General features: G+C 54.1%; 24 protein-coding genes. 7 read left to right on the top strand and 17 right to left on the bottom strand.

Translation table 11 applies throughout. The features are described 5' to 3' along the window. Positions 1–38: 38 nt before the first annotated feature. From EV681_RS19585 to EV681_RS19575, 3 genes are all read left to right on the top strand, one after another. Positions 39–1007, top strand: coding sequence for a homoserine kinase (locus EV681_RS19585; protein ID WP_128396194.1), 969 nt, complete (start codon positions 39–41; stop codon positions 1005–1007). 5 nt (positions 1008–1012) lie between these two features. Then, on the top strand, positions 1013–1828 hold the full coding sequence (locus tag EV681_RS19580; protein WP_128396193.1) for a BPSS1780 family membrane protein: 816 nt from the start codon (positions 1013–1015) through the stop codon (positions 1826–1828). Between the two features lie 251 nt (positions 1829–2079). Beyond that, positions 2080–2811 (top strand): M48 family metalloprotease, encoded by a 732-nt coding sequence (locus EV681_RS19575; RefSeq protein WP_128396192.1) that lies wholly within the window; start codon positions 2080–2082, stop codon positions 2809–2811. Positions 2812–3166: 355 nt separating this feature from the next. On the opposite strand, the gene EV681_RS19570 is transcribed toward EV681_RS19575, so the two are convergent. The 3 genes from EV681_RS19570 to EV681_RS19560 all read right to left on the bottom strand — a co-directional run bounded on the left by EV681_RS19570 (position 3167) and on the right by EV681_RS19560 (position 5993). Next, on the bottom strand, positions 3167–4096 hold the full coding sequence (locus EV681_RS19570) for an electron transfer flavoprotein subunit alpha/FixB family protein (RefSeq protein WP_128396191.1): 930 nt from the start codon (positions 4094–4096) through the stop codon (positions 3167–3169). 1 nt (position 4097) lies between these two features. Continuing rightward, positions 4098–4847, bottom strand: coding sequence for an electron transfer flavoprotein subunit beta/FixA family protein (locus EV681_RS19565; protein WP_128396190.1), 750 nt, complete (start codon positions 4845–4847; stop codon positions 4098–4100). 219 nt (positions 4848–5066) lie between these two features. Continuing rightward, on the bottom strand, positions 5067–5993 hold the full coding sequence (locus EV681_RS19560) for a histone deacetylase family protein (RefSeq protein WP_207227112.1): 927 nt from the start codon (positions 5991–5993) through the stop codon (positions 5067–5069). Between the two features lie 196 nt (positions 5994–6189). Between EV681_RS19560 and mltB the strand changes: the two genes are divergently transcribed. Continuing rightward, positions 6190–7311, top strand: a complete 1122-nt coding sequence (gene mltB, locus EV681_RS19555) for a lytic murein transglycosylase B (RefSeq protein WP_128396189.1) — start codon at positions 6190–6192, stop codon at positions 7309–7311. Positions 7312–7613: 302 nt separating this feature from the next. Here mltB and aceA read toward each other — a convergent pair whose 3' ends face one another. The 9 genes from aceA to orn form a co-directional block, all read right to left on the bottom strand. Continuing rightward, positions 7614–8915 (bottom strand): isocitrate lyase, encoded by a 1302-nt coding sequence (aceA, locus tag EV681_RS19550; protein WP_130304918.1) that lies wholly within the window; start codon positions 8913–8915, stop codon positions 7614–7616. Between the two features lie 215 nt (positions 8916–9130). Then, a complete protein-coding gene (locus tag EV681_RS19545; protein ID WP_128396187.1) occupies positions 9131–9415 on the bottom strand; it encodes a hypothetical protein in 285 nt (94 codons plus the stop codon). 87 nt (positions 9416–9502) lie between these two features. Beyond that, positions 9503–9652, bottom strand: coding sequence for a hypothetical protein (locus EV681_RS22580; RefSeq protein ID WP_165393142.1), 150 nt, complete (start codon positions 9650–9652; stop codon positions 9503–9505). A 263-nt stretch (positions 9653–9915) separates the two neighbouring features. Beyond that, complete coding sequence (locus EV681_RS19540; protein ID WP_165393146.1) at positions 9916–11235, bottom strand: MFS transporter; 1320 nt, start codon at positions 11233–11235, stop codon at positions 9916–9918. Between the two features lie 43 nt (positions 11236–11278). Beyond that, entirely contained in the window at positions 11279–11851 is a 573-nt protein-coding gene (pgsA, locus tag EV681_RS19535) for a CDP-diacylglycerol--glycerol-3-phosphate 3-phosphatidyltransferase (RefSeq protein WP_128396186.1), read from the bottom strand. Positions 11852–11901: 50 nt separating this feature from the next. Further along, positions 11902–13731 (bottom strand): excinuclease ABC subunit UvrC, encoded by a 1830-nt coding sequence (gene uvrC / locus EV681_RS19530; protein ID WP_130304917.1) that lies wholly within the window; start codon positions 13729–13731, stop codon positions 11902–11904. Next, complete coding sequence (gene nagZ / locus EV681_RS19525; RefSeq protein WP_128396345.1) at positions 13694–14722, bottom strand: beta-N-acetylhexosaminidase; 1029 nt, start codon at positions 14720–14722, stop codon at positions 13694–13696. The genes uvrC and nagZ overlap by 38 nt, the downstream gene beginning before the upstream one ends. A gap of 107 nt (positions 14723–14829) precedes the next feature. Continuing rightward, positions 14830–15255: a holo-ACP synthase gene (acpS, locus tag EV681_RS19520; RefSeq protein ID WP_128396184.1), complete on the bottom strand. Its 426-nt coding sequence runs from the start codon at positions 15253–15255 to the stop codon at positions 14830–14832. Positions 15256–15275: 20 nt separating this feature from the next. Continuing rightward, positions 15276–15821 carry an oligoribonuclease gene (gene orn / locus EV681_RS19515; RefSeq protein WP_128396183.1) on the bottom strand — a complete coding sequence of 182 codons (546 nt, stop codon included), beginning with the start codon at positions 15819–15821 and terminating at the stop codon, positions 15276–15278. Positions 15822–15874: 53 nt separating this feature from the next. Here orn and EV681_RS19510 point away from each other — a divergent pair, with 53 nt between their 5' ends. The 3 genes from EV681_RS19510 (at position 15875) to EV681_RS19500 (ending at position 18869) form a co-directional block, all read left to right on the top strand. Beyond that, the gene (locus tag EV681_RS19510; RefSeq protein WP_128396182.1) at positions 15875–17146 is read left to right on the top strand and encodes a M48 family metallopeptidase; all 1272 of its coding nucleotides are present in this window, start codon (positions 15875–15877) and stop codon (positions 17144–17146) included. Next, positions 17143–18033, top strand: coding sequence for a ribosome small subunit-dependent GTPase A (gene rsgA, locus EV681_RS19505; protein WP_130304916.1), 891 nt, complete (start codon positions 17143–17145; stop codon positions 18031–18033). The genes EV681_RS19510 and rsgA overlap by 4 nt, the downstream gene beginning before the upstream one ends. A gap of 305 nt (positions 18034–18338) precedes the next feature. Beyond that, positions 18339–18869, top strand: a complete 531-nt coding sequence (locus EV681_RS19500) for an ATP-binding protein (protein WP_130304915.1) — start codon at positions 18339–18341, stop codon at positions 18867–18869. A 74-nt stretch (positions 18870–18943) separates the two neighbouring features. Here the strand turns inward: EV681_RS19500 and EV681_RS19495 are convergent, their stop codons facing one another. The 5 genes from EV681_RS19495 to EV681_RS19475 all read right to left on the bottom strand — a co-directional run bounded on the left by EV681_RS19495 (position 18944) and on the right by EV681_RS19475 (position 24239). Next, positions 18944–19663, bottom strand: coding sequence for an NUDIX hydrolase (locus tag EV681_RS19495; protein WP_128396180.1), 720 nt, complete (start codon positions 19661–19663; stop codon positions 18944–18946). Between the two features lie 220 nt (positions 19664–19883). Then, positions 19884–20270, bottom strand: coding sequence for a 50S ribosomal protein L19 (gene rplS, locus EV681_RS19490; RefSeq protein ID WP_128396179.1), 387 nt, complete (start codon positions 20268–20270; stop codon positions 19884–19886). A 582-nt stretch (positions 20271–20852) separates the two neighbouring features. Next, positions 20853–21065 (bottom strand): hypothetical protein, encoded by a 213-nt coding sequence (locus EV681_RS19485; RefSeq protein WP_128396178.1) that lies wholly within the window; start codon positions 21063–21065, stop codon positions 20853–20855. Between the two features lie 581 nt (positions 21066–21646). Beyond that, complete coding sequence (locus EV681_RS19480) at positions 21647–22291, bottom strand: peroxiredoxin (RefSeq protein WP_128396177.1); 645 nt, start codon at positions 22289–22291, stop codon at positions 21647–21649. Positions 22292–22445: 154 nt separating this feature from the next. After that, positions 22446–24239 carry an acyl-CoA dehydrogenase gene (locus tag EV681_RS19475; protein ID WP_130304914.1) on the bottom strand — a complete coding sequence of 598 codons (1794 nt, stop codon included), beginning with the start codon at positions 24237–24239 and terminating at the stop codon, positions 22446–22448. Between the last annotated feature and the right edge of the window lie 75 nt (positions 24240–24314).

Genomic DNA, 24314 nt, shown 5'->3' with positions numbered 1-24314 from the left:
TGATCGGCATTCAATGATTTTGTGTATCGTATTTTCTCATGGCCGTCTTTACTCCCATCACAAACCAGGAAGCTGCCGAATTTCTCGGCCACTATGCGCTTGGACAATTCGTCTCCCTTCGCGGCATTACCGCTGGTATTGAAAACACCAATTTCTTTCTGAACACGACCCAGGGAGAATATGTTTTGACGGTATTCGAGGTGCTCAATCATGAGCAGCTGAATTTCTATATCGAATTGATGCATACGCTTGCCAGCAAAGACGTCAAGGTGCCCATGCCCCAGACGCAGCGCGATGGCAAGCGCATCGGCACCCTGAAGGGAAAACCGGCAGCGATCGTTGATCGCCTGCCAGGCGGATACGAATCCGACCCCGGCGTGCAGCACTGTATTATCGCAGCACGCACGCAGGCCCAGGCGCATCTTGCCGCCAAAGACTTTACCCTGTACCAGCCCAATCTGCGTGGCCTGCCCTGGTGGGAGCAAACCTATCCGGCCATCCGCCCGTTCCTGACTGAATCCCAGAACGCGCTGTTTGTCTCGTGCCTCGATGAGCAGCGTCAAGTCCAGTCGGGGAATGACTGGAAGGCTATGCCGGCCGGCGCCTGCCATTGTGATCTATTCCGCGATAACGTACTGTTCGATGGAACCTATGATGATCCGCGAATGGGCGGTGTCATCGATTTTTATTTTGCCGGGCACGATGCCTGGCTGTTCGATGTCGCGATTGCGGTAAATGACTGGTGCATAGAGCGCAGCACCGGCGCACTAACACCCTGGCTGGTCCAGGCCTGGCTTGATGCCTACGCACAGGAACGCCCGTTCACGGAAACCGAAAAGGCATTGTGGCCGGTCGCCCTGCGCGCCGCTGCCCTGCGTTTTTGGACATCCCGCCTGAACGATTATTTCCGTCCGCGCCCTGCCCAGACACTCAAGCCGCACGATCCGACGCATTTTGAGCGTATCTTGACGCTCCGTGTTCAACAACCGGCTCCGCCACTACCGTAACCACCATGATTGCTGCAACACTTCCCGCCTCGTCCGGCTGGCAATGGCTCAAAGATGCCTTCCAGATCTTTCGCAAGCAACCTTTTGCATTGCTCGCGCTGCTGTTTGTCATTAATATGATCAGCCAGATCCTGATGCAAATCCCGGTACTCGGTGTTGGGCTGTTCATTATTACCATGCCTATTGCCAGTCTGATCGTGGTCAGTGCCTGCCGGGATATCCAGGGCAAGCCGGCAGGATTCAATCAGCTTGATCCCAAAAGCTGGGTAGCCAGCCTGCAAAAACCCAAGGTCATTTCCCGCCTGGCTTTTTCCGGTTTTATTTACGCCGCCCTTTTGCTGCTGCTAAGCGTCGTGCTGCTATACCCGTTACTGGATGAGCAGACCATCGCCCAGATCAGCAGCATTCTCTATGGCGTCCAGGGCGGCGCCGAGACCACTGCCGATACCCTGCCCGACGGCAGCTCGCTCGTGTTGCTATTGGGCTGGGCGATCTTGCTGTTTGTAGTCACCCTCATGTTCTGGCACGTGCCGCAACTGATCGGCTGGGAAGGCCTCACTATCGGCAAGGCCATTTTCTATTCTTTTATCGCGTCCTGGCGCAATAAAGCGGCCTTTCTAATGTATTTTCTAAGCTGGTTTCTGTTATTTGTCTTGCTGCAGTTTATCGCCATACCCCTGTTGGTATTGCTGGGGCTGCCCGCCCTGCTGATTGCATTTGTAATGCAAGTGGTGCTGATGATCATGGTTGCAACGATTTACTGCGGATTCTATTCCAGTTACGCGGCCATTTTCGGCACGGAAAGGCCCACGGTGATGTAAACGGTCCGATGAGCATGCCAATGCAGCCAGCGTGCACTTGTGGACCGCGTTGTTAGACCTGTTGTTAGACCTATTAGTGTTCCCAATGGTCAAAAGACGACAAAATAAATATAATCAGCAGAAATTTTACGTCGCTTTCAGTGGTTTTGCTGTCGTTCAGGCTCGTCCCGTACCCGCATGGTTGCCTCTTGCCTGCTCCGCGGGGCACGGCGGGCTGCCGCTATCAGCAAGGCTTTATCAAAGGAAAATACATGTTCAGACACATCGCTCTTGCCGCACTCGCCGTAGGTTCCCTGACCGCCTGCCAGAATATGGATATGGCCGGCATGGTCGGCGCTGCTTCTTCCCTGTTTCAGGCAGCCACGGTTTCCGACGAACAGATTCAGGAACTGGCTGTGAGTTCCCAGCAACAGCTCGACTCCCAGAACAAAATTGCGTCTGCAAACAGCAAATATGCCACCCGGCTTGCCAAAGTCACGCGTAATCTGAGCAGCTATCAGGGCACGCCCTTACAGTTCAAGGCTTATCTCAATCCCGAGGTCAATGCCTTTGCGTTGCCCAATGGCAGTATCCGCGTCTACTCCGGCCTGATGGATAAAATGACCGACAACGAATTGCTGTTTGTGCTGGGCCACGAGGTCGGGCACGTTATCGAAGGGCATTCCAAGGCCCAGGCGCGCTCAAGCATGCTAACCCTGGCTGCACAGCAGGCGGGTGCAGCCAGTGGCGTCCCCATTCTGTCCACGCTTTCGGGTAGCCAGCTGGGCGCACTTGCCAACGGTCTGGTCAATGCCCAGTATTCCCAGTCGCATGAATACGCGGCCGACGCTTTCGGCCTGAAAGTGCTCAAGGAACAGGGGCATGACAAATCAGCTGCTGTGTCCGCACTACGCAAGCTCGAATCCCTGTCCCAGGGCAGTTCCAGCGTATTTTCCAGCCACCCCGATTCGGGCAACCGGGCCGATCGCATCGAAGCAATGTAATCTGCGCCTGCGGACGGGGCCGGTTCAGCAGTTCCGGACCCCTTCCCGTTCGGCCCTTCGGGTTCATCCCACCGGGCCGGTCCCCGTGACGCATCCCCTGATGACGGTACACGCTTGAATGCGTTTTTTTACTGCATCACTTCGCACTGCTATTTTTCAGATTGCAGCTCCACAGATTGCGACACTTCAAATTGCTGTGCTTCAGATCGCTTTACCGAAATGCATTTCACCCGTGGTACCGACCTGAAACAGGCCGACATCACGGGTGAAATTTTGTGCCAAACGTGTTTCCTGCTGCATATTGCAGACAGATCTATAAATTGCATCTGCCTGCACGTATTGCATCAGGAATGGATCAGATTGCTTTTTCCAGTTCTGGTACGGCAGTGAACAGGTCGGCAACCAGGCCGTAGTCGGCAACGCCAAAAATCGGCGCTTCCGGATCTTTATTGATGGCTACGATGACTTTGGAGTCTTTCATGCCGGCCAGATGCTGGATCGCACCTGAAATACCGATGGCCACGTACAATTGCGGCGCAACGATTTTACCGGTTTGACCTACCTGCCAGTCGTTCGGAGCGAAACCGGCGTCAACCGCAGCACGCGAAGCGCCCAGTGCGGCGCCAAGCTTGTCGGCCAGCGGCTCGAGCAGCTTGAAGTTTTCTGCACTGCCCATGCCACGACCGCCAGATACAACAACCGTTGCAGCCGTCAGTTCAGGACGATCATTCTTGGCCACTTCACGACCGACGAATGAAGACAGACCGGAATCGGCAACTGCCTGTAGGGTTTTGACTTCGGCAGTGCCGCCTTCGGCCGCAACACCATCAAAAGCGGTGACGCGCACGGTGATGACTTTTTTCTCGTCGGAAGACTGCACAATGGCAACAGCATTACCCGCATAAATGGGACGCTCGAATGTGTCTGGCGAATCGACCGCAGTAATATCGGAGATCTGTGCCACATCCAGTTTCGCGGCAACGCGCGGCGCCACATTTTTACCAGATGCCGTCGCAGGAAAAACGATATGGCTGTAATCGCCGGCAACCGCCAGGACCTGCTCGGCCACGTTTTCAGCCAGGAAATCTTTCAAATGCTCGGCATCGGCCAGCAGTACGCTGGCAACACCTGCAACCTTGGCTGCCTGGGCCGCGACATCCTGTGCGCCGCCGCCGACAACCAGAATATGAATGTCGCCACCGATTTTCTGCGCAGCAGCGACCGCATTCAATGTTGCCGGTTTTAACTGCTGGTTATCATGTTCTGCAATAACTAGAGTTGTCATATTAAATCACCTTCGCTTCATTCTTGAGTTTGTCTACCAGCCCTGCAACATCGGCCACTTTGATACCTGCCTTGCGTGAAGGTGGCTCGCTCACTTTCAGTGTTTTGATCCGTGGCGTTACATCGACCCCCAGCTCTTCCGGTGTCAGCGTATCCAGCTGCTTTTTCTTCGCTTTCATGATGTTTGGCAACGTCACGTAGCGCGGTTCGTTCAGACGAAGATCGGTTGTAATAATCGCGGGCAGTTTTACCGAAATGGTTTCCAGACCACCATCCACTTCACGCGTCACTTTGGCGTGCTCACCTTCGATGACGACCTTGCTGGCGAACGTGGCTTGCGGCCAGCCCAGCAGCGCAGCCAGCATCTGGCCGGTCTGATTGGCGTCGTCGTCAATGGCCTGCTTGCCCAGAATGACCAGATTAACCTGTTCTTTCTCGGCCACTGCCTTGAGCAGCTTGGCTACCGCCAGCGGCTGCAATTCGACATCGGTCTGAACCAGCGCAGCGCGATCAGCGCCAATGGCCATGGCTGTGCGCAGGGTTTCCTGGCACTGCGCTACACCGCAAGAGACCGCAATGACTTCTGTGGCCGTACCTGCTTCCTTGAGCCGTGTTGCTTCTTCAACAGCGATTTCATCAAACGGATTCATTGACATTTTCACGTTTGCAATATCAACGCCAGACTGATCTGACTTAACGCGCACTTTGACGTTGTAGTCAACAACACGCTTAACAGGCACCAATACCTTCATCCAACAATCTCCTTGATTTACGGGGCACTCGCCCCGGACTTATTACTGAACCCGATTATTTTACATGCTTGCTACGAGCGATTTGGCTAATTCATTCAAACGGGTGAATTTTGCGTTTCCTGTTTTGCACAGCGCAACAAACCGCCCCATATTGGCAATACGGAGCGGTTTTTCAGATCAATAACCTGCTTTGATCGCAAAAAAACATGCTCTGGCAGCTCACAAACCGGCCAGCGTCCGGATATGGGCCTCTACACTTCGGCCCAGCGCCGATAGCGCATAACCACCCTCGAGCATGCTGACGATACGCCCATTGCTGTATTTATCGGCTATTGCCTTCACCTGGCTGGTGAGCCAGACATAATCCTTTTCAACCAGGTCAAGCTGCCCCATATCGTCTTCACGATGGGCGTCAAAGCCAGCTGAAATAAAAATCAACTCTGGCCTGAATGCCTCCAGGGCCGGCAGCCAAAGACTTGCGACCAGTTCACGAATCTTTTCAGCTTTGGTGTAGGCAGCAACCGGACTGTTGTGCATATTGTCAGCCGGATGATCCACACCACTATTGGGAAATAGGGGGTACTGAAAAAAACTGCACATCATGACCGACTCATCGTTGGCAAAGGCCGCCTCGGTGCCATTGCCATGATGAACGTCAAAGTCGACAATAGCGATGCGCTTGAGACCATATTGTTGCTGCGCATAGCGCACGCCAATCGCCACATTATTCAGAAAGCAGAACCCGCTGGAGCGCGCCGGCTCGGCATGATGCCCTGGCGGGCGGACGGCGCAAAAGGCGTTGCGTGCGCGGCCGGCCATGATCTGGTCTATGGCCTCCAGCCCGGCGCCTGCTGCATGTAATGCCGCCTGCCATGTATGAGGATTCATGCAGGTTTCTTCGGTATCGACGTTAAAATACCCTTGCTCGGGCGCATGCTCGCGCAGAAACCGCACATGTTCCTCGGTATGCACACGCAACAGATCGGCTTCCTGTGCTTCGCGCGCCGGCACATGATTCAGAAAATCGGCAAGACCGCTTGCGACAAGCCGGTCATTAATGGCGTCCAGCCGCGCTGGCGACTCGGGATGCCAGGCATGCATTTCGTGCCTGTGGCACGAAGAATGCGTTATGAATAGTGTCTCCACAGTATTCGTCCTGCTTTCAAATAACTAATTTACTATTGATTGATCTTATTTTATCTGCATACAATCTACCATATTTTGCGGCGCAACGAGACGCGCGGCAATCCTGCGGCCCATACTCAATCGCTCAGTTTTTGCAGCAACTTGTGGCATGATGCTGCTAACTGCCATATCTCAATACAACTTCACGGGGTTCCTCTTGAAACGATCATTTGCACTGCTTGTTCCTGTATTGCTGCTGTCCCTTGCAGCCTGCTCCTCCACCAGCCAATCGAGCAGTAGCGGCTCGGCAAGCTCAACGGGTGCCAGCGGACCCACGGGCTGGGCGGCAGAAAACAGGAGCCTGAGCGCGAACCGCAATACCTTTGTGGCCCAGGTATCAGAGCGCCATGGCATACCACGCTCGCATATCGAACAGCTGCTTGCCACGGCTACCGTGGATGATCGGGTGATTCGACTGATGACGCCCAAGGGTTCGGGCGGGCGTGTCACGCGCGCCTGGCAAAGCTACCGCAGCCGTTTCGTCGAGCCGATTCGTTTGCGCAAGGGAACCGCATTCTGGAACGCTAACCGCCAGACGCTGAACCGCGCCGAGAAAACATACGGCGTGCCCGCAGCCATTATTGCATCCATCATCGGTGTGGAAACAGTGTATGGCGAACAGACCGGATCATTCCGCGTTCTGGATACTCTTTATACGCTGGGCTTTAACCATCCGGAACCGAACCGTCCTGAAAAAGGACAGATGTTCCGCAACCAGCTGGCCGCCCTGCTGGATCTGGACTATCGTGACAAAGTGGACGCCAACAGTGCGACCGGATCATTTGCCGGCGCCATCGGCCTGCCGCAATTCATGCCGGTTAGTATCGAACATTATGCGGTAGACGGCGACAATGACGGGCATATTGACCTGCGCTACAGTACGCAGGACGCCATTCTGTCCGTGGCCAATTATCTTGCCAAGCATGGCTGGCGTGCCGATACCCCCGTGTTCGCACCAGTGACATTGCCGGCTGGGGCTGCAGCGCTGGTTGACGGCGGCCTGGAGCCATCCATGACCTGGAGCCAGTTGCAAAGTCGCGGCGCGACGCTGCGCGCCGGCAGCACGGGCGGCAACTGGCAAAACGGCAAGGAGATCGGCGTCATTGATCTGCGCGACGAAGTTCGCGGCAGCCATGAATATCGTACTGCCACACGCAACTTTTTCGCCATCACCAAATACAATCGTAGCTATTTTTATGCTGCCTCGGTGGCAGAGCTGGCTTATGGCCTGGCAAGCCGGCAGCGCAGCAGCGGCCATCAGGTCACCATGCCGTATTGACGACGCTTCTGTCCGGGCAAGCGCAGGCGCGCTTTGGTGCCTGCGCCGGTGTTAACACGGACCCGGGCTCAGGCGCTTGCTGCTTAACACACGTGCAATTAGCCGCAACCAACAGGCCGCCGACTAATTAAACGGATTTATTACACCTATTTGTTGTTCAGCTCTGTAGTCAACGATGGCATGCGCCCAGCAACAAAAAGGCCACCGGCATAGTCAATCCGGTGGCCTTTTTTATTAGCGTATCGTCAACGTGCTATACCCGATCCGGTCAAACCAGCAACCGTACCGGGCCAGTTGCACCATCAACCGTGAGAGAACTGGGCCTCTTCGGTAGAGCCGGTCAGCGCGGTTGTCGAAGAGCGGCCCCCTTCGATTGTCTGGGTAACCGCGTCAAAATAGCCTGTACCCACTTCACGCTGATGTTTAACAGCAGTAAAGCCCAGCTCGGCCGCCGCAAACTCTTTCTGCTGCAACTCGACAAATGCACTCATCTGATTGCGTGCATAACCATGAGCCAGTTCAAACATGCCATAGTTCAGCGCATGGAAACCGGCCAGGGTGATGAACTGGAATTTGTAGCCCATGGCACCCAGTTCGCGCTGGAATTTGGCAATGGTCACGTCGTCCAGGTTCTTTTTCCAGTTAAAGGATGGCGAGCAGTTATAGGCCAGCAGTTTGCCCGGGAATTGTTTGTGAATCGCTTCGGCAAATTTTTTCGCATCATCCAGATTCGGCGTTGAGGTCTCGCACCACAGCAGATCGGCATACGGCGCGTAGGCCAGCCCGCGCGAAATAGCCTGGTCCAAACCAGGTTTGGTGCGGAAAAAGCCCTCGGGTGTGCGCTCGCCGGTCAGGAACGGCTGATCGTTCTCATCAACGTCGCTGGTAATCAGATCAGCGGCATCCGCATCGGTACGCGCCAGCAACACGGTGGGTACGCCCATGACGTCCGCTGCCAGGCGGGCAGATACCAATTTGGCAACAGCCTCACGCGTTGGCACCAATACCTTGCCGCCCATATGGCCGCATTTTTTAACCGAAGCCAACTGATCCTCAAAGTGAACGCCTGAAGCACCGGCATCGATCATGGATTTCATCAGCTCGAACGCATTCAGTACACCGCCGAACCCGGCTTCTGCATCGGCAATGATCGGCGCAAAGTAGTCAATATAGCCATCGTCACCCTCTTCCTTGCCTTCCATCCACTGAATCTGGTCACAACGTGTCAGCGAATTGTTGATGCGGCGAACCACGGAAGGAACCGAGTTTGCAGGATACAGCGACTGGTCCGGATACATTTCACCTGCAATATTGGCATCGCCGGCGACCTGCCAGCCCGACAGGTAGATCGCTTTGAGGCCCGCCTTGATCTGTTGCATCGCCTGGTTGCCGGTCAGCGCGCCCAGTGTATTAACAAAAGGCTCATTGTTGAGCAAGTCCCACAGCTTTTCTGAGCCGGTACGGGCCAGTGTGTATTCGTTCTGCCGGGAACCACGCAGCTTGATCACTTCCTCGGCGCCGTAGCCTCGTTTGATACCCTGCCAGCGTGGATTTTCTGCCCACTCTTTTTGCAGGTTACGGATGGCAGTTTCGCGTTTTGACATGATTTACTCCTGTATATAAAAAAAGATCCATGGAGAAAATTCTATCTGAAGACCGCAGTGCAATATACACTTATATCTTATATAAGACTAATTATTATATTTATATAAATCATATAGTTATAATTTTTATTTTATATTATGAAATCAAATTTGCGATAATGAAATATAAAATTTGCGACTGCAACATGCAAAATTCATGTTGTGAAATGACAATATCATAATGTGAAATCTATCGCGATTACACGCAGCTCATGCACTGGCTCGCATCGCCTGATGCTTTTCCCATAGAATCTGTCGGCTCCTTGCTGTCCCGGCGCAACGACACCCGCAGCATCGCTGAATTTGGAAACCTTGATGTGGTGCCGGCCGCTGATCTTGTCCTGGCTGTTAACAGCCAGCATATGCGAGGTGCCAAGCAAATAAGTACGCATGCGTACGCGGATATGTGCGCGCGACAGGATCCACAGCTTACCGACAGGTGCCCCAGGGAAGCTGCGCATGGGCGCATGATCAGGGAACCGGGAACACGGCATTGCGTTCACATTCGGCCGAGAACGACGCATGGCAAACAGTGGCGATGGTGTTTACTAAATAGCCCCGAAGCAGGACCAGAAAAGATTGGAGACAGACACGTACAGGTCCGGATTGGTATACAGGGAAAACACAAACAGGAGCGCCGCCAGGGCCAGGCCGTATCCAGCCAATCGTTTAACGCTTAGCTTGACATTTGTCATCATGGGAGCCTCCCTGAAAATGTAACGGCGCGCATGTTGGCGCCTTGGATGAAACAAGTGATTGCCAGTATGAATATATTGTCGCCTTGACGCTATATCCAAGGATGATCTGACCAGTATACGCCAGAATGCCCGCAGGTCAATTGCCTGTCTGCCAATGACCGCCTGTGCAAAGGTTGGCTTTTGGCTTATAGGCAGTCTGAAGCAGGTTGAAATCCGGCATCAAAGCCACCAGGATGCATGGGGACGCCTGGCGATTCAGGCGCTCATGCCGCACTGCCCTGGGCAACAGAGCTCACTTGCTGCTGCCTGCGGGCGCAATGGGCAACCCAGAGCGCCGCCAACACCGCGCCAAACAGCGCCAGACCGGACACCAGCCAGGGACCACGATACGTTTGGTGATCCAGCATAAAGCCATATACGACGGGTCCCAAAGCAGAACCCACATCCATGCCGGAATAGACCAGACCGTAAACGGAGCCAAGGGCGCCTTTGGGCGTAACACGTCGAACCAGCATATCGCGGGACGGTCCAGCCATGCCGCTCAGGAATCCGGCCACACACAGCCCGGCTACTGCCAGCCCGGAGGGAAGCATGCCCATGGCCAGCAAAATGAAAACCAGCCCCGAGGTTGCCAGCGAGCCGGCCACAATGCGTTCGGTCCTGTCGGTGCTGCTGGCCAGAAAACCGCCAATAAGCAGCCCTACACCCGCTGAAACCATATACAGCGAAAGCGCGGAACTGGCCCATTCCTTGCCAATGCCATAAAGCGATCCAAGAATGGGAATGGTGAAATTCTGTACCGACGACATTGAGCCGGAGGTAAATGCAAAGAACAGGAATGCGCCCCACAGCGCCGGGTTTTTTAACAGTAGGCGCAGCTTGGCGGCAAAGCCCGGTTCAGCAGCCCGGGGGCGTTCCTGGGCCTGCTTATCGGTATGTTTATCGCTCTTGGTATCGGTCTGCGCCGCCGGCGTAGCCAGCAGCGACGCCCCGAGAAAGGTTGCCAGAAACAGGGCAAAAAGCACGACAGCTGCGGCGGCCGCAGCAAAGCGCCACGAGCCGGTCTGAACAATAAAAAAGGTAATGAAGATTGGCGCCAGTGCCCAGCCCAGGTTGCCTGAGACGCCATGAATACTGAAAGCATGGCCCAGACGCCGCTGGCTTACATTCTGATTGATAATGGAAAAATCGACCGGGTGAAAGACCGAATTGCCGGCCCCGCCAATAAAAGCAGCAATGATAAAAACCCAATAGGCGTCCGCGACTGCAATCAGCAACGCAGAGATCACCATACAGGCCAATCCGAAACGCAATACGGGGCGCGCGCCCAGATGGTCTACGACAAAGCCTGATGAGGCCTGTCCGACACCCGAGACTACAAAAAATACCGTGGCCAGAAAGCCGAGTTCTGCAAAACTATAGCCAAAATCACGATTGAGCGACAGGTACAGTGACGGCAACACCAGTTGATAAAAATGCGAACCGCCATGCAGCAGCCCAATCAGCGCAATCACCTTCCAGTCGCGTGGATCCCCATCTGCATTGGGAGCCCTGCTTGAAGAAGTCAGAACCTGCGAAGTCATATGATACCTGTGATAGCCGGATTAATATGCCAGAAAAAACCAGTCAGTTTTGCTGCTGCTTGATGATGGGCCAGGCTTTTTTCATGTAGTAGAACATGGACCAGATCGTCAGAATGGCAGCAATATAGACCAGTACTGTTCCGATGGGCGCAAACGGAATCGCATGCCAATCCTGATAAAACAGCAGGCAGGGAATGGCGGTCATTTGCGCAGCGGTTTTGAATTTACCCAGCCAATGCACCGCCACGCTATCGCGCGCGCCGATGGTTGCCATCCATTCGCGCAGCGCCGAAATGGTTATTTCACGTCCGATAATGATAAGTGCAATAAAGGAATCAAGCCGGTTCAGGTCAAGCAGGATCAACAGGGCCGCGCACACCATAAGTTTGTCTGCGACCGGGTCCAGAAAGGCGCCAAATGATGATGTCTGATTCCAGCGCCGCGCCAGCCAGCCATCAAACCAGTCTGTCAGCGCCGCAAAAATAAAGGCCAGCGCACCGATGGTGTCGCGCAAAGGAACGTCAATCCAGTTCAGTGGCAGATAGTAAAGCGCAATGACCAGCGGAATCATGGCGATCCGCATCCAGGTCAGGATAATAGGTATGTTCAGTGGCATAGGGCTTTAATACACAAAATACGGCGGAGGCATTATGTGTAATCCTACCACTAACGCAAAGATTCATAGATGCGTTCCGCAAGTTCCCTGGAAATACCTTCTACCGAACGCAAGTCATCGATGCTTGCCGCTGCCACGCCGGAAAATCCGCCGAAGCGCGCAAGCAGTTTTTGTCGGCGTTTAGCGCCCACGCCTTCGATTTCCTCCAGTCGCGACACATTTCTGGCCTTGGCGCGGCGCGCCCGCATGCCGGTGATGGCGAACCGGTGGGCTTCATCACGTACCTGAGCCACCAGCATCAGCGCAGCCGATCCCAACCCAAGCGCCACCGACTCGCGTTCGTCCGTAAACACCAGGGTTTCCAGGCCGACCTTGCGCCCTTCCCCCTTGGCCACCCCGACAATCACACGGGTATCCAGGCCAAATTCCACAAAAACCTGGCGGGCGATTTCCACTTGTCCCTTGCCGCCGTCAATCAGCACCACTTCCGGTAGCGGCGCCTCGCCGTCTGCCACCTTGGAAAAGCGGCGGATCAGCACCTGGCGCATTGCCGCGTAATCATCTCCTTCGGTGATGCCGGCGATGTTATAACGACGATACAAAGAAGGCTGCATATCATGATGGTGGTATACCACACAGGATGCCTGAGTTGCCTCGCCAGCGGTATGACTGATGTCAAAGCATTCGATGCGCAACGCATCGAGCGATTCATCATCGGTATCCAGTTGCAGCAGCTCGGCCAGCGCACGGGTGCGCGCAGCACGCGAGACCGACTCGGAAAGCGTGCGCGCCAGGGAAAACTCGGCATTGCGCAAAGCCTGATCCAGCCAGGTACGGCGTACCCCCTGCGGGCGCGTCTGCAAACGGGTTTTGATCCGGGATGGCTGCTGCTCGTTGAGCAGCGCCAGCAGATTTTCATCTGCCAATGCCTCGGAGCATACCAGCACCGGCGGCAATGGATTTTCCAGATAATGCTGCGCAATGAACGCCGTCATCACATCGGCGCGACTTTCACCATCGGCCTGCGTCGGAAAAAACGAGCGGTCGCCCAGATGCCGGCCACCGCGCACCATGGCCAGGTTGACACACGCCTTGTCGGCTGCCTGCGCCACGGCAATGATATCGACATCGGTCTTGTCCACCTCTTCCATCGATTGCTGATGCAGTACGGTTGCCAATGCATGCATCTGGTCCCGCAACGCGGCGGCCTGCTCAAAACGCAGTTGGTCAGAGGCCTGCTGCATGCGTGCCTGCAGGTCGTTAACCACGTCGTCGGCCTCGCCATCCAGAAAACGCACGGCTTGCTGCACATCACGCTTGTAATCTTCTTCGTCGATAAAGTTGACGCAAGGCGCAGTACACCGTCCGATCTGATACTGCAGACAGGGTCGCGAGCGATTGGCAAAAACGGTGTCCTCACAGGTGCGCAGGCGAAAGACCTTCTGCAGGATCTGTATGGTTTCGCGTACGGCCCAGGAATTCGGATATGGCCCGAAAAAACGTCCCTTGCGACTGGTAATGCCACGATAGTACGCAATCCGCGGATAGTCATGCGCACTGATCATCAGGTACGGGTACGACTTATCGTCACGAAACAGGATGTTGTAACGCGGCCGCAGGCTTTTGATCAGGTTGTTTTCCAGGATCAGCGCCTCGGCCTCCGAACGTGTCACCGTGACTTCCACGCGCCAGACCCGTGCGACCATTAGCGCAATACGCGGGCTGTCAGGCGTTTTCTGAAAGTAGGAAGAAACGCGTTTCTTCAGATCCCGGGCCTTGCCGACATACAATACCGTGCCTTCCGCATCCAGATGACGGTAAACGCCAGGCAGATGCGGCAGGTCACTCAGAAAGGATTTGAGATCGAAAGTCTCGGGCATACTGATATCGTGAGTCTGATTGCAAGGTATTCCAGTCCATGAACGGCACAGCCGGCTTCAGGGCACGGATTCGGGAAACCGATGAGGCCGACGGCGCGACTTTCAGGCAGGAGAGCACAGTATCGGCCAGATCGGGACGGTTGCATACCAATACCATATCACATCCGGCAGATAGTGCCGCTTCGGCGCGGGCCGTGATGTCGCCGGCAACCGATGCCCCTTGCATGGTCAAGTCGTCCGAAAAAACCACGCCATCATACTTCAGGCGCTGGCGCAATATTTGCTGCACCCATACTTTGGAAAAACCGGCAGGCAAGGCATCCACCTTGGGATAGATGACATGTGCCGGCATCACGGCCGACAGCACCGGTGCGCCCAGCCAGTCATAAGGCATGGCATCGTCTGCCATGATCTGCTCCAGATCCCGCTCATCTACCGGAATGGCGACATGAGAATCGGCATCGACAAAACCATGGCCGGGAAAATGCTTGCCGCAGGAACGCATGCCGGCCAGACTCAAACCCTGAATCAGGGCACGCGCCAGCATCGCAACAACCCGCGGATCACGATGAAAGGCACGGGTGCCAACAACCTTGCTCACGCCATAGTCCAGATCCAGAACCGGTGTAAAGCTGAAATCGACGCCGCAGGCGCGCAATTCGGCGGCCAGGACATAACCGATCTCGGTCGCGGCGCGCATGGCCTGCAGCGGGTTACGCTCCCAATAACGGCCCAGATCCTGCATGGATGGCAGTTGCGTAAAACCGTTATCGCGAAACCGCTGTACCCGCCCACCTTCATGATCAACTGCAATCAGCAGCGGTTCATCTCTGGCTTCGTGAATTTGTGCAGTCAACTCGGCTAGTTGCCGGGGGTTTTCGTAATTGCGGGCAAACAGGATAACTGCACCGGTCAGTGGATGCGCCAGGCGATCCCGTTCCTGACTGGTCAGGCGGTGGCCGGCAACATCAAGCATCACCGGGCCAGGCATTTGCCGAGCAGCGGTTGCGGTGGCGGCAGATCGAGCAGATCGGCGGGCAGGACGGGATTGGGCAACAGGCACCTGGACTCCTTTTTGGGTGTTGGGCAACAGGTTGGTTAAACCGGTTTACGTTCCACCATGGCAAAGGCCATGGCCAGATCGGATTCATCGGTCAGGGAAATATGGGCCGGTCCGAAGCGTGATTCGTACCAGTCTTTCAAGGGTGAAGCCAGCACCACCAGCGGCTGTCCGCTGGGCGCATTGAGCGTCTGCATGCGCGACCACGTCATGGGCGCTCGCATGCCCAGCCCGATTGCCTTGGAAAATGCCTCTTTGGCGGCAAAGCGGGTCGCCAGAAAGCGAATTCCGCGCTCGGGGTCACGCGCGTGTCTGCGCAGAAACTTCTCCCGCTCCTGCGGCCCCAGAATCCGGACGACAAAACGATCGCCAAAGCGCTCGTACGCCTGGGCGATTCGATGGATATGGATCAGATCTGTACCGATACCGGCAATCGCTGCAGGCAGCGTGACTTCGTTAGCCATGGGCATTTCACCGTGAAGTGCTAAAGCTTGATAAAATGTTCTCGGTAGTACTTGAGTTCATCAATGGATTCGTAAATATCGGCCAGTGCCTCGTGCCGGCTCTTCTTGTCGAATCCTTTGTAGACCTCTGGTTTCCAGCGACGGGACAGTTCCTTAAGCGTACTTACATCCAGATTGCGGTAATGAAAGTAGCTTTCGAAGCGCGGCATGTACTTGTACATGAAACGCCGGTCCTGACTGATCGTATTGCCGCAAAGCGGCGACGCGCCTTTGGGTACCAGCGGCGCAAGAAACTCGAGCAGGATGTCTTCCGCCTGTTCTTCGGTGAGTACAGAGGTGCGCACTTTTTCGGTTAGGCCGCTGCGGCCATGGGTGGATGTATTCCATTTATCCATGCCCGCCAGAACCTCATCGGATTGGTGGATAACCAGAACCGGGCCTTCCGCTACCAGCGTGAGATCAGGTTCGGTGACCACAACAGCCACTTCCAGAATACGTTCTTTTTCGGGATCAAGGCCGCTCATTTCCATGTCCAGCCATACCAGTCGCAGATCATTTACCGCCATTTTCGATCCTTATTGTTCAGAAACATTATTTTCGCACAGAGCACACAATAGAAATGTCCCCAACCCCGTTTACGCTTTTATTTGTCCTTTTCCTTCTTCTAGAGACGATCACCCATTTGTGGCTGGCAAGCCGTCAGGCACGCCATGTTACGCGCCATCGCGCCAGGGTGCCGGACGAATTTGCCGAAAAAATCGGGCTGCAAAGTCACCAGCGCGCCGCCGACTACACGGTCGAGCGCATGAAACTGTCCGTGACCCGGCGGGTCTTTGACGCAATGGTGCTCATCGCCTTCACCCTGCTTGGCGGCCTGCAAATGATCAATGGGTTTCTGATCAGCATTATTCCCAACGATTTCTGGCGCCAGATTCTGCTGCTGGGTTCAGTCCTGTTGATTTCCGGCGCGCTGCAACTGCCCTTTAGCTTGTGGAAGCAATTCAGACTGGAACAGAAATTCGGCTTTAACCGCATGACACTGGGCCTGTTTGTAAACGACACGATCAAGGGCTTGTTGGTCAGCGTGGTGCTGGGCCTGCCGCTGGCTGCTGTCACGCTCTGGCTGATGGCGGCCTCCGGGCCCCTGTGGTGGCTTTGGGCATGGATGGTGTGGGTGGCGTTCAACGCATTCATTCTGTTTGTATTTCCGACCTGGATTGCCCCGCTTTTCAATAAATTTACGCCACTGGACAATCCCGAACTGGCCGATCGCATCAACAATCTGGCGCTGCGCTGCCACTTTGCCCTCAAGGGGCTGTTTGTCATGGACGGCTCCAAGCGCTCAGCCCATGGCAATGCCTATTTCACCGGGTTTGGCAAATCACGCCGGATTGTTTTTTTCGATACCCTGCTGGGCAAACTGAACCCTGAAGAGATCGAAGCCGTACTGGCTCATGAACTGGGGCATTTCAGCCATAAGCATGTGCAAAAACGCATGATTTTCAGTTTTTTGCTGGCGCTGGTGTTTTTTGCGGTGCTGGGTTTCCTGAAAAACCAGATCTGGTTCTACCAGGGGCTGGGCGTTTCCCCTGTCATCAATGGTTCCAATGACGCCATGGCGCTGCTGCTGTTCTTTATGGCGATGCCTGTCTTCACATTCTTCTTTGCCCCTATATTCAGCTTCTTTTCCCGTAAGGACGAGTTCGAAGCCGACCATTACGCACACACACAGGCCAGCTCCGAGGCACTGATTTCTGCGCTGGTCAAGCTTTACAATGACAACGCGTCGACCCTGACGCCAGACCCTGTGCATTCGGCGTTTTACGACAGCCATCCTCCGGCCTCCTTACGCATTCGGCGGCTTCAAGAGTTGCAGGCAACAAACGGATGATGGCCGGGCGCGTTATTGCCGCTCACGGCCGTCATTATCAGGTGGAGCTGGACGACGGACAGCTGCGTCAATGCTATACGCGTGGCAAGAAAACCGGCATTTGTGTTGGCGACTATGTAGACATTGAACCCCAGGGGCAGGACGAGGGACGGATTGAACGAGTGCACGAGCGGCGCAATTTACTGTACCGCTCAGATGAAATGCGAGCCAAGCAATTTGCCGCCAATGTCGATCAGTTGCTGATTGTGATCGCAGTCGAGCCGCTGTTTTCCGAAGACCTGACCGGGCGCGCACTGGCTGGCGCATTCAGCGCCGACATCACGCCCGTCATTATTCTGAACAAATGCGATCTGACCGAAAGCCTGCCGCGTGCACGCGCCCTGCTCTCGGATATGAGCGCATTGGGCGTGCGCATTATTGAAACCAGCACCCTGCAGCCGCAGGCGTTGCGTGACAGTCTTTTGCCGCTATTGGCAGACAAAACCAGCCTGCTGCTTGGCCAGAGCGGTATGGGAAAATCCAGTATTTTGAACATCCTGGTTCCGGAAGCTCGCGCTGATACGCAAGCGCACTCCATTGCGCTGGGCACCGGTAAACATACAACAACCTCGTCGCGCCTGTACCACCTGCCCGATGCAGGAGGGGATCTGATCGATTCCCCGGGTTTCCAGGCCTTTGGCCTGAAACACCTGGGCCAGACAGAAGTTGAGCAGGGCTTTCCCGAATTTGGCCCGTACAGCCAGAATTGCCGATTCTACAATTGCACACATCGGCACGAACCCGGCTGCGGTGTGCTGGCTGCCAAAGAACAGGGGTTAATCAGCATCAAGCGGCATGAACTTTACTTGCGTATCTTAGCCGAGTCGACCGCACCGCAGAAATATTGAATATACCCTGCCGCCGCTGAGTTTGCGCGTGCAAAGTAGCATTAGCAGAGCCAGTGACATCGGGGCGCTGGCCCTGAACGGCGTTACCCCGAATCCCGGTCATTATGCCCTGCTGAAAATTCAGTAAAATGGCTGTCTTGATTTAACTTTTTTACATCAATTGGGAATTTGCATCCTGCCGGAATTGCACAATGAATGCAAATATCTCGATTTTGTTTCACAATTGGCCTGACTATTTTCAAAGCAGCAAAACACCGTCAACCGTCATCGAAAATCGGAAGCGGTTGCATGCAAACGGAATTGTTATGGAACACGCTGGCGAAATTCTAATTCTTACTGGGCCACCCGGCTCAGGAAAAACAACCGCTGCGCTGGCCCTGACCGAACAAGCAGGGTCTGCAAAGGTTCACCTGCATACCGACGATTTCTGGCGCTTCATCAAAAATGGCGCCATTGCGCCCTATCTGCCCAGTGCGCATATACAAAACAATGTAGTCATGAACGCGCTCTCTGGCGTGGCGCAAAGCTATGCGCATGGCGGCTATTTTGTTGTTGTTGATGGCATTATCGGCCCATGGTTTTTACCTTCTTTCCAGACGATTGCCACGCCTGTACATTACATTGTCCTGCGCCCTTCGTTAGCGCTGGCAATCGCTCGCTGTCAGCAACGTGGTAACGACACGTTGACAGACCCAGAACCTATCGCTGCCCTGCATCAACAGTTTTCTTTGCTCGGCGAACTGGAACACCATGTTCTGTCTGTTGACGGCAAAACCCGACAGGAGACGCTTGAGATGATCATTAGCGCCATGCAAACCGGCAAGTTTCGTTTATGACATCTTGACTCCAACAATGAAATTGCATTCTCACTCATTTGGGAATATTTTCACTGAAGGCAAAACTGGACAGATCAGGCCTGAACCACGGCCAACAGGCGATGGTAGAAATTTCTGATCACGTTTGCAGTGGCACCCCAAATAAAATAACCGTTCCAGGGCATGGAGTAATAATATCTTTCATTGCCGTCCGGGGCGATGGCATGATGCAGACGATGATTGGCCGGATCCATCAGAAACGCCAGTGGCACCTGAAAGACTTCTGCGACCTCCACCTGGTCAGTTTTTATTTCAACCGTATTAGCGAGCCAGCCAACGTAGGGGCGCAGCAGAAAGCCCGTGCCAGTATAAAATTCCGGCAATTGACCGAGCATCGTAACCGCCTGCGTAGGCACACCAATTTCTTCAAAGGTTTCCCGCAATGCTGTGTGCTGTGGATTGATATCGCCCTCTTCTACCCGTCCGCCGGGGAAACTGACCTGCCCCGGGTGGTGATACAGTTTTTCAGAGCGCTTGGTCAACAGCACGAAAATTTCATCATCGCGCTTTACCAGAGGCATAAGTACCGCAGAGTCAATATAGGACTCTGACTGGTATTGAATGATTTTTGCTTCGTTCCATTGGTGAACCAGCGCATCGGCAGACCAGACCAGCCCATGATCAAAGGCGCGCTCGATGAGCGAAGCCGTCAGCACAGAAGGAGAAATAGCGTGCAGGTTCTCATTGGCCACCGTCCATTTTTGTGCCTGCACGTCAAAACCGGGCGTAATAGGCTTTCTTAGTGGTTCAGTCAAAACAGTGTCCTATGGAATCGATTATAGTTATCAACATGTCCATTTTACGGCACGTAAGCATCGCTGCTGTCCATCCGGAACAAAATGAAACTGGAAGGCGTGATAAACGCCCATTGAAAAAAGCCGGCAATGCCGGCTTTTTTCAACCCATTTACGCCACCATAAGACACCTGGCGACGCCAACAGGGTAAAACTGGATAAAGCAGTAACTGAAAACCGCTTATGCAGTTGCCTGTTTATCGGCCTTGCGTACCAATTTTTCTTTGATACGCGCAGCTTTACCAGAACGATTGCGCAGGTAATACAGTTTCGCACGACGTACATCACCGCGACGTTTAACGACGATAGATGCAATTTGTGGAGAATACAGCTGGAATGTCCGTTCAACGGCTTCGCCTGAAGAAATTTTGCGGACAATGAAAGCAGAATTCAGACCGCGGTTGCGCTTGGCAATGACCACGCCTTCGTACGCCTGAGTACGTTTACGCGTGCCTTCAACTACATTCACGCTAACCACAACGGTGTCGCCGGGTGCAAATTCAGTAACAGGAGTGCCACCAGTCAGACGCTGGATTTCTTCCTGCTCGAGTTTTTCGATAAGATTCATAATAGACTCCGGTTCATCATGAACGGCTGTTTAGAATAACGTCACATTATTTGTGATTGCACCGACCCATTCAGGTGCGTTCGCCGACAGAGGATAAATAGAACTCGCAAGTATAACTTATTAGAGATAAGCTGACCAGCAATCTGGCCCTTTTTGCGTAAACAATTGCGCTTAAGTTATTGAATTCAATAAAAAAGCAACAAAACCCCAGCAAAACCAGCTTCGTCGCCCCGCGCCATCGCATGCTGTGCGCGAGGCCACCGGGGTGCAACACCGCCTGAGGACAACCCAGGGCAGGCGACGACCGGCCCGCAACGGTGTTATTTAAACGGCGGTTTTTACGAGAGTAACAGCCTGCTAACCGCAGCCTATGGACACAGCGATAGATAGGATAAAACGCTGTAGGTGAACCGACGATTTAGAAGACCGAGGTGTATGCAAAACCGTGATATATGGAAAACGGCAAAGAAACAACAAGGAAGCAACGGTATGTTTGGGAAGCGGCGGCGGTCGATCAGCAATATAATCGATTGGCGATATGCAGCTCCCGGCCCCGTCCTTGACGCCGTAACGATATGGCCATTAAGCCAGACCGGCTGCCGTACCCAAAAGATTCATAACCGGAATTAATGCAAACCAAGCGGCCACCATGCAAATATCGGCCAGCACATGACTGCTGCGCTGTATTTTGCTGCTTTTTTTACGATAAAGCGTAGCAAAGGACTGGTCGAACTGACGGCAGGCTGATATAGTTGAAGCAGAAGGGGCACCGGGCTTGCGAATTTGGGTTGTCATGATGAATTCTCCAAGAGTTAAGAGGTGCCCGCCCGGGCCGAATGACAATCTGAATGCTGGAAAACACCAAACTGGAACCACATTCAACGGCGGGCAGGCGATAACTAGGACCCTAATCTAGTTATATCGCGACTATGCATTGCGATAAGTCATACTGTATATCCATACAGTATATTTTGCAAGCGCAATTTCAGCCCGTTACACCCCTGTGTTGTATTCCATCTTCGATATCACACCCCCAAAAATATTTTCTTCTTTTACATCAGAAGATTAAAAGTCCCCTCGTCCCTACTCTGCCCGCGCAAAACCTGTGGCGCTGCCAATCAACTGATCCATATCACTTGCGGCCACCACGGTTGCCAAACAGACATGCCCTCTTTAGACGAGTACCGCTTTACCGAGAGGTGCCTCCCTGGGCCCGAAAAGCCATGGTCCCTGGATGCGGCAGCATGAACGCCTTGGCCACATGTAAAAAAGCCATGACTTGAACCGTCATGGCTTTTTTGTCGAATCACCGCCCAAAGGAAGGTGAGGCGTTCTGGCTGTGACAAAGCACAATCAGAACATGCCCACAGGGCCGATTATTTATTTGGCTGTGGCGTCGTACGCAAATAGGGGCGTACTTCTGTAAAACCTTTGGGGAATTTCTGTTTCAGCACCTCAGGATCTTTCAATGACGGAACAATGATTACGTCATCGCCGTCTACCCAGTTGACCGGCGTGGCCACGCTATGGGAATCGGTCAGTTGCAATGAATCAATAACGCGCAGGATTTCATTGAAATTGCGGCCGGTACTGGCCGGGTAAGTAATGGTCAGGCGAATTTTCTTTGCCGGATCAATAATGAATACAGAGCGTACAGTGACCGTTGCGCTGGCGTTGGGATGGATCATGTCGTAAAGCGTAGACACTTTGCGATCATCATCGGCCAGAATCGGAAAATTCACTGTTGTATTCTGCGTATCGTTGATGTCTTCGATCCATTTGTTGTGTGAATCGGCATCATCTACAGAGACAGCCAGTACTTTTACATTACGCTTTGCAAATTCGTCGGCCAGCTTTGCCGTATAACCAAGCTCGGTGGTGCAAACAGGCGTGAAGTCGGCCGGGTGAGAAAACAGAACACCCCAGCTGTCGCCCAGAAACTCGTGAAACTTGATGGGGCCAGTGGACGAATTCTGTTCAAAATCGGGGGCGGTATCGCCCAAACGCAGTGTTGTGCTCATGGTATCTCCTTGGTAAGCGTGGGGAATGTCCGATGCAATGCATCGGACTGTATACCGGGATTATGGCAAAGATTATTTATTCCCTAAAAGAATAAATAATAATTTTGATATACCCAATTTGCATATTAAAACAAAACTGCGGCACTCATGCGTATTAGGAAAATACGGCTGAAAATGCTTCCTGCACATTGTCGCCCGCCTTGACTGCAGATGACAATGACAGTGCTCTGGGCAATAGATGAGCGGCATAAAATACCGCAGTGGCCTGTTTCTGCCGATGAATATCCGATTGTCGCTCACGGCTTTTGAGCGCAGCGTTAGCCAGATGCCAGCCAGCATGTACATAACCGGCAAGCATAAGAAGCGGCACGCTCCCGGCAAACGCACTGCGCATCTGTCCCCTGGCAGCGAACTCAAGCGTGGCATCCAGGGCATTCTGATAGGCCTGGACTGCCACTTCCAGCTGCGTACCAATAAAGGCAAGTGCCGGATCATCCTGGTGCTGATTCAGCGCATTAACCGTGTCACACATGGCGGCGATAAAGCCGCGACTGACTGCGCCGCCGTCACGCAGGATTTTGCGCCCGATAAAGTCATTGGCCTGGATGGCGGTCGTCCCTTCATATATGGGCAAAATTCGGGCATCGCGATAATACTGGGCCGCGCCGGTCTCTTCAATGTAACCCATTCCACCATGCACCTGCATGCCCAATGAAGCCACTTCGACCGAGTTTTCGGTACTGAAGGCTTTGACGATGGGAACCAGGTATTCATACTGGGCACGATGCAAATCAGCTGTTTTTTCATCTGCGTGCTGATGCGCGACATCATTGCACATGGCCGCGAACAGCGCCACGGCGCGACCACCTTCGGTCAGGCCGCGCATGGTCATCAGCAGGCGCTGCACATCCGGATGGTGGTCGATGGTGACCGGCCCGGCCGAGCCTTCCAGCGCATTGCCCTGCACCCTGTCGGCCGCATAGGCGCGGGCCTGCTGCAACGCGCGCTCGGATACGGATATACCTTGGATGCCCACGTTGTATCTGGCTGCGTTCATCATGATGAACATATATTGCAGCCCGTAGTTTTCCTGGCCGACCAGATACCCGATGGCGCCCTCGCCCACCTCGCCTTTGTCGGCGCCGTACAAAAGCACGGCGGTAGGACTGCCATGAATGCCCAGCTTCTCTTCGATGGAGGCGCACCAGACGTCGTTGCGTTTGCCCAGGGAACCGTCGTCATTGACCAGGAACTTGGGCACCACGAACAGGGAAATGCCCTTGACGCCTTTGGGTGCGTCAGGGGTACGGGCCAGGACCAGATGCACGATATTTTCCGCCAGATCATGTTCACCATAAGTGATGAAAATTTTCTGACCACTGATGCGGTAGGTGCCGTCGCCCTGGGCAATAGCCTTGGTAGTAAGCAATGCCAGATCGGAGCCCGCCTGGGGCTCGGTCAGATTCATGGTGCCGGTCCACCGCCCTTCAAGCATGGGCGGTATAAACGTCTGCTTGAGCTGCTCGCTGCCCGCCTGCGTGATGGCCTCGACGCAGCCGTCTGTGAGCAACGGGCATAAGGCAAAGGCCAGATTGGCCGCGTTCAGGTTTTCGGAGATAACGGCCGATATCAGTTTCGGAAAACCTTGACCTCCGAGCTCTGGTGAATGCTGCAAACCCTGCCAGCCGCCTTCGGCGAACGCCTTGAACGCCTGGGCAAACGAGGCTGGCGTGGTAACTTTGCCGTTATCCCATTTGGCACCTTGCTGATCGCCATCCCGGTTGGTTGGCGCCACCACCTCCTGGACGAATTTTGCGTTTTCATGCAATACAGCGTCAACAATATCGTCGCTGATTTCCTCATACCCTGGCAGGGCCAGCACCTGTTCAAGCAGGCCCATATCCTTAAGGTTGAAGAAAATATCGTCAAGAGGGGTTTTGTATGTCATGTCTGTCTCGTTGTGTCGTATTAAATTGAATATTGGCGAGCCTGCTGCGGCGCAAGCGTGATTGGCGCCCGGGCA

The sequence above is a fragment of the Advenella incenata genome (genome assembly GCF_004217095.1).
GTDB lineage: Bacteria > Pseudomonadota > Gammaproteobacteria > Burkholderiales > Burkholderiaceae_B > Advenella > Advenella incenata.
This window is presented reverse-complemented; position numbering and strand designations above follow the sequence as displayed.